This is a genomic window from Halanaerobium kushneri, assembly GCF_900156285.1.
GTDB lineage: Bacteria > Bacillota > Halanaerobiia > Halanaerobiales > Halanaerobiaceae > Halanaerobium > Halanaerobium kushneri.
Map to the genome: position 1 here is coordinate 257507 of NZ_FTNC01000001.1, position 12964 is coordinate 270470.

10 protein-coding genes are annotated in these 12964 nt (G+C 35.2%); all 10 read right to left on the reverse strand.

The features are described from left to right. Positions 1-15: 15 nt before the first annotated feature. The 10 genes from rimP to BW929_RS01265 all read right to left on the reverse strand — a co-directional run bounded on the left by rimP (position 16) and on the right by BW929_RS01265 (position 12962). The gene (gene rimP / locus BW929_RS01220) at positions 16-486 is read right to left on the reverse strand and encodes a ribosome maturation factor RimP (RefSeq protein ID WP_084566039.1); all 471 of its coding nucleotides are present in this window, start codon (positions 484-486) and stop codon (positions 16-18) included. Between the two features lie 245 nt (positions 487-731). Then, a complete protein-coding gene (locus tag BW929_RS01225) occupies positions 732-4955 on the reverse strand; it encodes a PolC-type DNA polymerase III (protein ID WP_076543539.1) in 4224 nt (1407 codons plus the stop codon). A gap of 31 nt (positions 4956-4986) precedes the next feature. Then, entirely contained in the window at positions 4987-6693 is a 1707-nt protein-coding gene (locus BW929_RS01230) for a proline--tRNA ligase (protein WP_076543540.1), read from the reverse strand. Between the two features lie 63 nt (positions 6694-6756). Continuing rightward, positions 6757-7809 (reverse strand): flavodoxin-dependent (E)-4-hydroxy-3-methylbut-2-enyl-diphosphate synthase, encoded by a 1053-nt coding sequence (ispG, locus tag BW929_RS01235; RefSeq protein WP_076543541.1) that lies wholly within the window; start codon positions 7807-7809, stop codon positions 6757-6759. A 58-nt stretch (positions 7810-7867) separates the two neighbouring features. Further along, the gene (rseP, locus tag BW929_RS01240) at positions 7868-8941 is read right to left on the reverse strand and encodes an RIP metalloprotease RseP (RefSeq protein ID WP_076543542.1); all 1074 of its coding nucleotides are present in this window, start codon (positions 8939-8941) and stop codon (positions 7868-7870) included. Further along, the gene (locus BW929_RS01245) at positions 8932-10089 is read right to left on the reverse strand and encodes a 1-deoxy-D-xylulose-5-phosphate reductoisomerase (protein ID WP_076543543.1); all 1158 of its coding nucleotides are present in this window, start codon (positions 10087-10089) and stop codon (positions 8932-8934) included. Before BW929_RS01245 ends, rseP begins: the two co-directional genes overlap by 10 nt. A 27-nt stretch (positions 10090-10116) precedes the next feature. Then, a complete protein-coding gene (gene ytvI / locus BW929_RS01250; protein WP_076543544.1) occupies positions 10117-11178 on the reverse strand; it encodes a sporulation integral membrane protein YtvI in 1062 nt (353 codons plus the stop codon). A 5-nt stretch (positions 11179-11183) separates the two neighbouring features. Beyond that, positions 11184-11993 carry a phosphatidate cytidylyltransferase gene (locus BW929_RS01255; RefSeq protein WP_076543680.1) on the reverse strand — a complete coding sequence of 270 codons (810 nt, stop codon included), beginning with the start codon at positions 11991-11993 and terminating at the stop codon, positions 11184-11186. Continuing rightward, positions 11986-12705 (reverse strand): isoprenyl transferase, encoded by a 720-nt coding sequence (locus BW929_RS01260; RefSeq protein ID WP_076543545.1) that lies wholly within the window; start codon positions 12703-12705, stop codon positions 11986-11988. The genes BW929_RS01255 and BW929_RS01260 overlap by 8 nt, the downstream gene beginning before the upstream one ends. A gap of 50 nt (positions 12706-12755) precedes the next feature. Then, positions 12756-12962, reverse strand: coding sequence for a hypothetical protein (locus tag BW929_RS01265; protein WP_076543546.1), 207 nt, complete (start codon positions 12960-12962; stop codon positions 12756-12758). Positions 12963-12964: the final 2 nt, after the last annotated feature.

Consider the following 12964-nt stretch of genomic DNA (forward strand, 5'->3'; position numbering starts at 1 on the left):
TTTCCCCCCTCAAATTTAAATTTCAAAAGTTAAATTAGCTCTTGCTACCAGACTGTAATCAATAGATATCTCCTGCTTATCAGCCAAAATCAATATTATTTTATCCTTTTCAAAATCTTTCAAAGTACCTATAAACTCTTTTTTTCCATTAATCTTTTTAAAAGTTTTAACCGCAATTAACTCTCCCTTAAAACGCTCAAAATCCTCTTCCGTTTTAAGTGGCCTTTCCAGCCCGGGAGATGAAACCTCTAATATATAACTTTTATCAATTGGATCTTCTTCATCCAGAATTACACTTAAGGCTCTGCTGACTTTTTCGCATTCTTCTATAGTTAAATCACCATCTTTATTTTCAAGAAAAATACGTAAAATCCAGTTACTACCTTCTTTTAAAAATTCAACATCAACCAGGTTTAATTCTTCACTATGGGCAATAGGAAGTACAAAATCGGTTACTGTTTCAGCAACTTTCCCCAAATAAGACACCCCTCTTTCTTAAATATTTAATTTTTATTAAAAATTACCTAAACTATAATAAAAGAGTGGGAAGACACCCCCACTCCTAAAATCAACATTAGTATTTATCAGAACTCTTTCCTTTATAATTCTATCACAGCTTATTTGGACTTGCAAGTTTTTAATGGTACCGGGTTCTCGTAAATATTGAATACATTATTAAATCATTTATTTTAATTTAAGATCAATATTTTCAGGTGTCCAGTAACAATAATTTAAAACAAAGAGAGCTGGTTCCGTTCTGGCATACCTTCCAGGGAACCGTGTTCTCTCAATACTTCAATAACTGTTGAGGTAAGAGAAGTTCTATTTGACAACTCCTCAATTGAGGTGAAATCTGATTTCTGTCTTTCAATTACAACACTTTCAGCAGCACTGCCACCAAGTCCCTGCAGACTGATCAGCGGTGCTAGAAGTTTATTTTCATCTTTTTTGATAAAGTGATCTGCCTCAGATTCATAAATGTCAACTGGCAAAAATTCAATTCCTCTCATCATAGCTTCCAGTACAATTCTTAAAACAGTAAGAGTCCCACTTTCTTTAGCTGTCATGTCATTCCCCAGTGCTTCCAGCTCTTCTATTTTATTAACAACCTTTTCTCTACCATTACAGGCAAGCTGAGCATCAAAATCATCAGCTTTAATCGAAAAATAAGCAGTATAGAAAGCAGCCGGATGATGGACTTTAAAATAGGCAATTCTATAAGCCATTGTTACATAAGCAGCAGCATGTGCCTTGGGAAACATATATTTAATCTTCTTACAGGAATCTATATACCAGTCAGGAACATTATTTCCCCGCATTGCTTCTTCCTCTTCTTCTGTCAGTCCCTTACCTTTTCGAACATGTTCCATAATCCAGAAGGCTGTTGAAGGTTCAACTCCTCGCTGAAGAAGATAATTCATTATGTCATCACGAACTGAAATAACTTCTGCCAGTTCTGCTTTATCATCTCTTATTAAATCCTGAGCATTATTTAACCAGACATCAGTACCGTGCGAAAGCCCACTAATACGAACTAATTCTGCAAAAGTAGTGGGTCTTGTGTCACGTAACATTTGTTGAACAAACGAAGTACCAAATTCGGGAATTCCTAAAGTCCCTATGTCAGTTCCCAGCAGTTCAGGATCAACCCCCAGAATATCAGTACCAGAAAAAATGCTCATTGTATCCGGATCATCAAGTGGTATATCCTGTGGTTCAATACCGGTCATATCCTGCAGCAATCTGAGTGAAGTCGGATCATCATGCCCAAGTAAATCAAGCTTAAGTATCCGACCACTAATTGAATGATAATCAAAGTGAGTTGTTCTAATATCGGTATCCTGATCATTGGCTGGATGTTGAATTGGACTAAAATCAAAAATGCTATTTGCCTTCGGTACAATCATTAATCCACCTGGATGCTGACCAGTAGTTCTGCGAACACCTGTGCAGCCTGCTACAAGTCGATCAATTTCTGCTCTTTTAACTTCCATCCCTTTATCATCAAGGTAATTTTTAACAAAACCAAATGCAGTCCGATCTGCAATTGTAGAAATCGTACCGGCTTTATAGACATAATCTCTACCAAAAAATTCTTCAGTGTATTTATGAATTTTGCCCTGATATTCACCAGAAAAGTTCAAATCAATATCAGGTACCTTATCTCCTTTAAAGCCCATGAATACTTCAAAAGGAATATCAAAACCATCTTTAATATATTCAGTCCCACAGTCAGGACAGATTTTGTCCGGTAAATCAACTCCAGTTCCTATTGATCCATCGGTAATAAACTCATGCTTTGAACACTGAGGACAGCGATAATGAGGTGGCAGGGGATTAACCTCTGTAATTTCGGTCATTGTCGCCACAAAAGAAGAACCAACTGAACCTCTTGATCCCACCAAATATCCATCTTCCAGTGATTTTTTAACAAGTTTATGCGCAATTAAATAAATAACTGCAAAACCATTTTCAATAATTGAAGAAAGTTCTTTTTCCAGCCTGTCAATTACTAATTGTGGTAACTCTTTACCGTAAAACTGATGTGCCCGTTCATAGGACATATTTCTGATTTCTGCTTCTGCTCCCTCAATCTCTGGAGTAAATAATCCGTCAGGAATTGGTTTAATTTTACTAATCTGCTCAGCAATTTTATTTGGATTTTCCACTACAATTTCTCGAGCAGTATTTTCTCCAAAATAAGAAAACTCTTTTAACATCTCCTCAGTTGTCCGGTAATAAATTGGAGGTTGCTGATCAGCATCATTAAAACCCTGACCTGTCTGCAAAATTTCTCTAAAAATACTATCTTTCGGATCCAGAAAATGAGAATCAGTTGTTGCCACAACAGGCTTATTTAATTCCTGCCCCAGCTGATAGATTTTTCTGTTTATCTCTTTAAGATCATCTCTTGAATTAACCTTATCAGGAATCAAAAATTGATTATTCCCCAGCGGCTGCAACTCCAGATAATCATAAAGTTTTGCTACTTTCTTTATTTCATTTCGAGGCCTATTATTAACAAAAGCTTTATAAATCTGGCCTGCTTCACAGGCCGAACCTATAATTAATCCATTCCGGTGCTGTAAAAGTACACTCTTTAAAATCCTTGGTTTTTTATAGAAATTATTTAAATGAGAAATAGAAATTAATTTATAAAGATTTTTAAGCCCCTTTTTATTTTTGGCAAGAATAACGGCATGGAAAGGTCTTAAATCTTTCCAGTCAATCTTAGAAATATAATTATTGATCTGATCTAGATTTTCTGAACCATCCTCTTTAATAATCTCCAGTAAATGAGAAAGTATCTCTGCTGTTGCCGCCGCATCATCAAGTGCCCGGTGATGATTTTCAAGATCAACTCCAAAATATTTAGCCAGAGTATTCAGTTTATGATTTTTACTATCTTTAACAAGAGCTCTGGACAGACCCAGTGTATCAAGCACTGTATAATCATCTTTTTTAATTTCTAAACTTTCCAGGGCTGTTCGAATAAAACCATAATCAAAATCTGCATTATGAGCTACCAGGACCCCAGATTCAACAAAGTCAACAAATTGATTAATTACTGTCTTTAAATCAGGTGCATCAGCTATCATACTGCTGTTAATTCCTGTTATTTCAGTAATTTTTGCTGGAATTTTCACTCCAGGATTGATAAATGATTTGAATTCATCAATTTTTTTCCCATTTTTAATTTTAACAGCACCAATTTCAATAATTTCGTGCTGGGAGGGATTTAAACCTGTAGTCTCTAAATCAAAAACTATAAATTCTGTTTCATCTAAATGAGAGGAATAAGGATTATTAACAATCGGTTCTCCATCATCTACAAGATATGCTTCAACACCATAAATTATTTTTACACCATACTTTTCTCCAGCTGAATAAGCATCTGGAAAAGCCTGAACAACTCCATGATCAGTAATTGCAATTGCTTTATGACCCCAGTCCCCCGCTCTTTTAACTACATCTTTAACATTAATAACAGAATCCATGGCACTCATCTGAGTATGGAGATGCAGTTCAACTCTTTTTTTCTCAGCTTTATCCTGTCTGGTCTCTTTTTCCAGAGGGATCAGATCATTAAATATAATTCCCCATTCCTTGCTGTAAGGATCAAAGCTCACCTTACCCCTGATTTTTAAATGCTGACCTTTATTTAAACCATCTAAAAAATCATCTTTCTTATCAGTAAAAGTTTTAGCTGATATCGAGCTGTCATAATCTGTTATTTTTAAGATATACAGATAACTGCCCTTTCTGGTCTGGCGAACATCAATATCGAAAAGATCAGCTTCAACAATAACCGAAGGAATTTCTGTATCTAATTCTACCAGATCATGGGTCTTCTGACCTCTAATAACTCTGCCATAGCGATTTTTATTCTTTCGTTTACGACCAGAGTGAGAGCTGCCACCTCCCGAACTTCTCCCCTGAGAATAGTTTTGAGCTGGAGGAGCAGTCCTTTCTGAACGCTGCTTAAACTTAGCAGGATCTGATTTTTCTTCTATTTCCGGCAAAAAATCTCCATTATGAACACTGACTTTTTTTATTTCATCTAAATATCTGCTCAAATTGTTTTCTAAAAAAGCAATTACTTTTGGCTGTGCCAGCTTTTTCTGAGCCATTTTTGTTTCTACTTTAATTTTCACTTCCCGCTCTTCTAAAAAAAGCTGAGCTCTTTTTAACCAGTTATTAGAAAAAGAGAAATAGACCTCAAAATTTGCAATTATTTGAGGCCAGATTAAAAATAATTCTTCCTCCAAAGAAAGATCCGAAATGATTTTTAGCTGAAAATCATTCTGCTCTAGAGGGATTTTTCTTTTTATTTCAGCCTCTGCAGCAGCTGATTTTTCAGTTTCTGTAATACAGTAAATAATACTATCTTCCTGATTATAAACTAAATATTTATATAGATTTGATTTTTCTCTTAAGATTACTGCCTTTGTCATTAAATACTCCTTCCAGATGAAAAATTAAAACTTAAGAGATATCTGCAAAAAGTTTTTCTACCTCTTTTTCCAGATTATCAAGTTCAATTTCTAACTTCTTATTATTCTCTCTAATCATTGCCTCCACTACACCATTTTCTAAAGATCGTGAACCAATTGTTAGACGTAATGGAATTCCAATTAATTCTGAGTCGTTAAATTTAACTCCAGCTCTTTCGCTGCGGTCATCAATTAGAACTTCCCAACCCTGAGCTTTTAAGTTTTGATAAATTTCCTCAGATTTTTCCTGAACCTGATCATCATTACCCAGAGGCAGAATAATTATTTGATAAGGAGCAATTGCTTTTGGCCACTTAATACCATACTGATCATTATTCTGCTCAATCGCTGCAGCAACCAGTCTGGTTATACCAATTCCATAACTGCCCATTACAATCGGCTGGGCTTTTCCATTTTCATCAAGGTAATTGGCTCCCATATTTTCGCTATATTTGGTTCCCAATTTGAAAATATGACCAACCTCAATTCCATCTTTGATATTTAATTTACCCTGGTCACATTTTGGACATCGTTCCCCACCTCTTACAGAGCGAAGATCTGTAAATGCCTCTACTTCAAAATCTCTGCCAGCCTTAACCTGTTTTAGATGGTAATCTTTTTCGTTTGCTCCAACAACTGCTCCCGACATATTTTTTAGCCTTTGATCAGCAACAATTCGTACATTGTTCAGATTTACAGGTCCAATGAAACCGGCAACACTGTTAAAGAGCTCTGCAAACTCTTCCTCTTCAGCAGCCCGCAGTTCATTTGCCTGTAGATAGTTTGTTAATTTAATTTCATTTAGTTCATCTTCACCAGAGACCAGAGCTAAAACAGCTTCGCCATCAGCCACCATAGCAACCGCCTTAATCATTTTAGCAGCTGGAACCTCTAAATATTCCTCCAGCTCACTGATAGTTTTTATCTCTGGAGTATGTATTTTTTCTAATTCAGCTTCAACTTCAAAATCTATATCTGTTTTTTTAGAAGTAGCTCTTTCCACATTGGCAGCATAGTCACAGTGGCTGCAGAAGGCTATCTCATCCTCACCAGAATCAGCCAGCACCATAAATTCATGTGAGTCTTTACCACCCATAGCACCAGTATCAGCCTCGACTGCAACTGCTTCCAAGCCACATTCAGCAAAAATTCTTTCATAAGCATCATACATTGCCTGATAGCTTTGATCAAGTCCCTGATAATCGGTATCCAGGCTATAAGCATCTTTCATAATAAATTCTCGTCCCCGCATTACCCCAAAACGTGGTCTAATTTCATCTCTGACCTTAGTCTGAATCTGATATAAATTAAGAGGAAGATCCTTATATGATCTAACTTCATCCCGTACCAGATCAGTTACTACTTCCTCGTGAGTTGGTCCAAGACAATATTCTCTGGACTTTCGATCATTAAATTTAATCATTAATGGTCCAAATTTATCCCAGCGTTTAGAATCTTTCCAGATTTCCGAAGTCTGCATAATAGGGAGCAGCACTTCCTGTGCCTCACTGTTGTCCATATGTTTTCTGGTTATTTTTTCAATTTTTTTAATTACTCGATAACCCAGCGGTAGATAAGAATAGATTCCGGAAGAATGTTTTCTCATCATTCCGGCCCTCAACATCAATTTATGACTAATAACCTCAGCCTCAGCTGGATCTTCTTTTAACGTTGGTAAATACAATTTTGACATGCGCATTCTAATCACTCCTATTTCCAATCTATAAATATATTTTGTCTTCTAAAAGTTTTCTAATATATTTTAAAGTTTTTTGATTTCTTGCATTAATTCTGCTAAAAGTTGATCTTCTTTTACTTTTTTTATAATCTTTCCTTCTTTAAAAATCAAGCCTTCTTCTATACCACCGGCAACACCTATATCAGCTTCTTTTGCCTCTCCCGGACCATTAACAGCACAACCCATCACTGCAACTGTAATCTCTTTATCTATCTTCAACAGCTCTTTTTCAATTTTTTCTGCCAGAGCTATTAAATCAATATTTGTACGGCCACAGGTTGGGCAAGAAATTATTTCAACTCCTTTTTTTCTAAGCTCCAGTGATTTTAAGATCTGCCAACCAACCCTCACTTCTTCAATGGGATCACCGGTCAAAGAAACTCTCAATGTGTCACCATAGCCCTGAGTTAAAAGAGAAGCAATACCTGCTGCTGATTTAATTGTTCCCCGCCAGGGGGTCCCAGATTCTGTAATTCCAATATGAAACGGGTAATCAACTTTTTCAGCCATCAAACTGTAAGCCCTGATCGTTGTGGAGATGTGACTTGATTTCAATGAAATCACTATATCTCTAAAATCATTTTCCTCCAGGATTTTAACATTTCTCAGAGCACTTTCCACCATTGCCTCAGCAGTAGGTCCACCATATTTTTTCAGCAGTTCTTTTTTAATTGATCCGGAATTACTGCCTACTCTAATTGGTATCTGATTTTTTTTGCAGGCCAGCGCAACTTCCTGTACCCGCTGATTACTTCCTATATTTCCTGGATTAATTCTCAGTGCATCAACACCATTTTCAACAGCCATTAAGGCCAATCTGTAGTCAAAATGGATATCAGCAACTAGAGGAATATTAATTTTAGATTTTATCTTTGAAAGCGCTCGAGCAGCCTTTTTATCGGGCACTGCAACCCTAATAATCTCACATCCAACTGCTTCCAGTTCCTTGATCTGCTTTACAGTTGCTTCTACATTCTCTGTTTTAGTATTGCACATTGACTGCACAGAAACTGGTGCTTCTCCTCCTACAGGTTGTTCAGCAAAATTCACAACTCGAGTTTTTCTTCTATTATACATAATCCACCTCTGTAAGTTAGCATTGATAAATTTAAATAATTTTCAACTTCAATTTTGCTCAAAAGAAAGTACGCATTAAATCATTATAGATAATAAAAAGCATTAACAGAATTAAAATCGCAAATCCAATCATATGCACAAAACTTTCTTTGCGCGGATCTACGGCCTTTCCTCTAACCATCTCTATTAATATAAATAAGATTCTTCCACCATCAAGAGCCGGAAAGGGAAGTAAATTGATAATACCTAAGTTAATACTGATTATAGCTGTCCAGTTTAAAACATTCAAAATACCAACTCTGGCTGCCTGACCAATTATTGAAGCGATCATTATTGGACCACCAATATCTTCGGTCGAGCTCTCCCTAAACATCTGCACAAAACCAGAGATTGTCATTACAAAAACCTGATATGACTGCTGTAAGCCAAGAGAAATTGAACTTATAAAAGACACATTTTCTCTAATTAACTGAGGATAAACTCCAATTACTCCACGTTCATTATCTTCACTCTGGACCGGAGTAATATTAATTGTGTTGACCTCTCCCTTCCGCTGATAGCGGACAGTTATTTCCTGATCAGCATTTTCTCTAATTAAAGCAGACATTTCCTCCCAGCTATTAATCTGCTGACCATTTATAGCAAGAATTTTATCATTTGCTCTTAAACCTGCTTCAGCAGCGGGCTGTTCCGGTATAACTTCACCTAAAACTGCATCTTTGGTAGTAGAAGTTGGTACACCAAAAATAGCAAAAGCAAGAATAAATATCACAACCGCAAGCAGAAAATTCATAATTGGACCCATCAAGATTACAGCCAATCTTTTAAGACTTGACTTTTGAGTAAAAAGACGTCCTTTTTCTTTTGCCTGATCATAGATTTTTCTTTCCTCTTCAGGCATTGAATCATCTGCCGGAAATTCTCCCACCATATTGCAAAAACCACCCAGCGGAATTGCTCTAATTGAGTATAATGTCTCACCGACTTTTTTAGAAATCAGCTTGGGACCAAAACCAAGTGCAAACTCAGAAACCATAATATCAGACTTCTTTGCTGTAATATAATGTCCAAATTCGTGAATAAAGACTAAAACTCCAAGGACAATTATAAATGATACAATTGTTAGAACCATTCTTTAATAACCTCCACTGCCAGTCGACGAGCTTCCTGGTCAGAATTCAAAATGTCCTCTAAATCAGGGGCAGTAATATTGTGATGCTGATCCAGAACAGATGCAACAACTCGACTCATAGCTAGAAATGGAATTTCTCCTCTTAAAAAACTATAAACTGCTATTTCATTTGCTGCATTTAAAACCGCCGGAAAAGTTCCTCCCGCTTTACCAGCAGTATATGCATATTTTAAATTTGGAAATTTATCAGTATCAGCCTGGAAAAATTCCAGAGCAGCAATCTGATCAAGTTCAAGCATATTACCTGCAGTTTCAGACCGGCGAGGATAAGTTAAACAATACTGAATTGGTATTTTCATATCAGCTGGACCCATTTCCGCCAGGATTGTTCCGTCAATCAGCCTGATCATCGAATGAACAATGCTCTGAGGGTGAACTAAAACTTTTATATCTTCATAATTACAGTCAAATAACCAGTGAGCCTCAATCACTTCCAACCCCTTGTTCATCAGAGATGCTGAATCAATAGTTATTTTGCTCCCCATCTCCCAGTTTGGATGATTAAGGGCATCTTCAACCGAGACCTGACTTAGTTCTTCTCTGGAATAAGAAAAGAAAGGACCTCCAGATGCTGTTAAAATAATTTCCTCCAGTTCACTTTGATGACCCTTTAAAAGCTGAAAAATTGCATTATGCTCACTATCAACCGGAAGTAGTTTAACTTTATTTTCTTTGACCAGCTCAGTCAACACCGGACCTCCACTAACCAAACTTTCTTTATTAGCTAGCGCAATATCATTACCAGCTTTTGCTGCAGCGACTGAGGGCTCCAGACCAGCAAATCCAACAATTGCATTTAATAAAATATCAACTTTTTCAGCTGCAGCAGTTTCTAAATTTTGTTTACCACTTAAAATCTCTGTTTTTATTGTTGGCTCAGCTGCCAATCTGTTTTTTAATTCAACAGCAGCTTCTTCTTCAACAACAACGACAAATTCCGGGTTGAATTTTTTTATCTGTTTAAATAATAGTTCAGTCTGCTGGTAGGCAGTTAAAGCTTTAACCTTCCAGTTTTTTAATTCACTTATTACTTCTAAAGTCTGGGTCCCAATTGAACCTGTTGAACCCAGTATTGTTATTTCTTTCATGATTTTCACCTCAAAAACTAAATTTGATTATTCTTTTATATCAATTAAGTCAGAATCGACTATTGCCTTAATAATAACTAAAAATGTTGGTCCAACAACAAAACCAATTGCACCTAAAATTCGGTACCCCGAAAAAAGAGCTATCATTGTTGCCAGCGGATGCAGGCCGAGACTTTTCCCCATAATTTTACCTTCAGAAGCAGAACGTATTCCGGCCAGAAATAAATGCAGTATAAAAAGGGCAAAAGCCTGAGAAAAATTACCGAAAATTATCGACATTATAATCCAGGGATAAAATAATAAGGCAGGCCCAATAATTGGTATTAAGTCCAGTACTGCTGCTGTAACTCCAACTATTAAAGCATACTGATTGCCGATTAACTTGACTCCTATTCCCGCCACCAGACCACTAATAGAGATTAAGATCAGCATCGCTCTAATATAACCGACAGCAGATCGATTTAACTGAGTAAAAACATTAGCAATTTTAGGCTGCACATCTTCCGGAAACAGGTTAACTAAAAACTCCTTAATGCTGTCCCGATCTCTGCTAATAAAGAAAGTAGCAATAAAAGCAATAAACAAAATCATAAACAGACTAGGTAATTTAGTTAAAAACTCTAAAATAGAATTTATAACAGAAATCAAAGCATCCCTGACCCCATTATATAAAAGCTGTAAATTACTGTTAATTGCTTCTTTTACTGCATCAGATATTTCCCAGTTTTCCATAAAATTTTCTAACTGCTGATTCTGTTCTGAGATCCATTTAAGCTGAGAATCAATTGATCTGTAATCTGGTAGATTTTTGAGAAGCCTGTTTAACTCCAGATATCCCTGTGCTCCTCCAATTATAATCATTGTCACCAAAATCACGATAACTAGTATGAGCACAATAATAACAGTAAAACCACGATGAATTGGAATTTTTCGATCCAGATAATCTACAATTGGATTTATTAAACTTGCAATTACAGCAGCTATTATAAAAGGAGTGAAATAGATAAAGACATGTTCTAATATTACTAAACTAACTAGTAAAAATAAGAACATTAAAAAATATTTAATATACCATTTATTAATCTTCATTTAACTCACCCCAGCAGTAAAATAATAAAATAATATGTAAAAGGTGCTGTGAAAATAAAGCTGTCAAATCGATCCAGTATCCCACCATGTCCGGGAATAATGGTCCCCGTATCTTTGACATCAAAATTTCTTTTGATACAGGATTCAAAAAGATCACCCATAATTGCTATAATCGGGAATGTAAAAGCAAATATAAGGTAATAGATATTAAAAACATTTAAAAAAACAGCTGTAACTATAATAAAAAGAGCTGTTGTTAATACTCCTCCGACAGCACCTGCTACTGTTTTATTTGGGCTAATGATAGGAGCCATTGGTGTTTTACCAAATTTTTTGCCAGCAAAATAAGCCCCAGAATCCGTTAACCAGGTAGCTATTAAAACCAACCATAATGCACTAGTAGTAAAGAAAGGTCCCTGATTAATATCTCTTAAAAAGACAGCAAAAGATAAGCCCCCACCTATATAAATAATAGAAAATAACTGATGACTTATATTATTAATGAAATTTTCTTCCTGATAATTGTTTAAATTATAAATATAAAGCGAAAAAATAATAATAAAAAATATAATACCTGAAGGAAGGTAATTAAAATTATTTGAGATCAGATAAACATTAAAAACTATTAAAACAGCAGATATAGTAATAATACTTTTCAATATCTTAGATTCAATTTTAAGCATACGATTATATTCTCTGACAGCCAGTCCAACAATCATACTTACAGTCAAAAAAAATGGGAATGAACCGGAAAATACTAAAAAAATTAATAATAAAATACCTATAATTGCACTAATCACTCTTTTTTTAAGCATTACTATCACCGTCTTTTAAGCCACCAAATCTTCTTTCTCTATTTTTAAAATCATTGATTGCCATTTTTAAATCATCTTCAGTAAAATCAGGCCAAAATTTATCTGCAAAATATAGTTCGGCATAAGCGGACTGCCAGAGCAGAAAATTGCTCAAACGAAGATCACCACCGGTTCTAATTAATAATTCTATGTTTTGCAGATTCTGATTATATAAATAACTACCAAAATAACTTTCTGTTAACTTATCCAGGTCAATCTGACCATTTTTATAGTCTTTAGCTATTTTTTTGGCAGCATCAATAATTTCTGCTCTGCCACCATAATTAAAAGCAATATTTAAAGTAAGATTCTTATTATTATTTGATCTAGCCTCAATATATTCAATTTCTCTAATTAAGCTTTGAGAAAGATTACGCTTTCGTCCCAGGAAATTAACTTTAACCCCATTATCTAATAGTTCATCTACCTCATTACGCATTGTTTTTTTCATTAGGGTTAATAAAAAGTCCACCTCGGTTTTTGGTCTTTTCCAATTTTCAGTAGAAAAAGCATAAACAGTTAATGACTCAACTTCTAAATTTACTGCTGCTTTTACTATTTTTTTTAAAGTTTTAACACCCTCTTTATGACCGGCACTTCTACCTTTATTTCTCTGTTTTGCCCAGCGGCCATTACCATCCATAATAATTGCAATATTTCTGGGAGTATTCATAAAATCATTCCTTCCAATTAATTAATTACCCCCTAAAAAGGGGGTATAAATTAGCTGTTATATTGAAAAGACCAGGTTATAAGATAATAATCTGTTACTTTTTCAAGCTTAAGAACTCTCTTAAGACCCTTATTTTTAAATTTATTATCATAATGAGATGGAGGTTTAACCTGTGTCAGTTTGTAATTAAACTGATTTTCTTCCATAAAATCTACTGCTTTTTTTAGTGGAGAAGCTAAAAATTTTTCAAATTCCATAT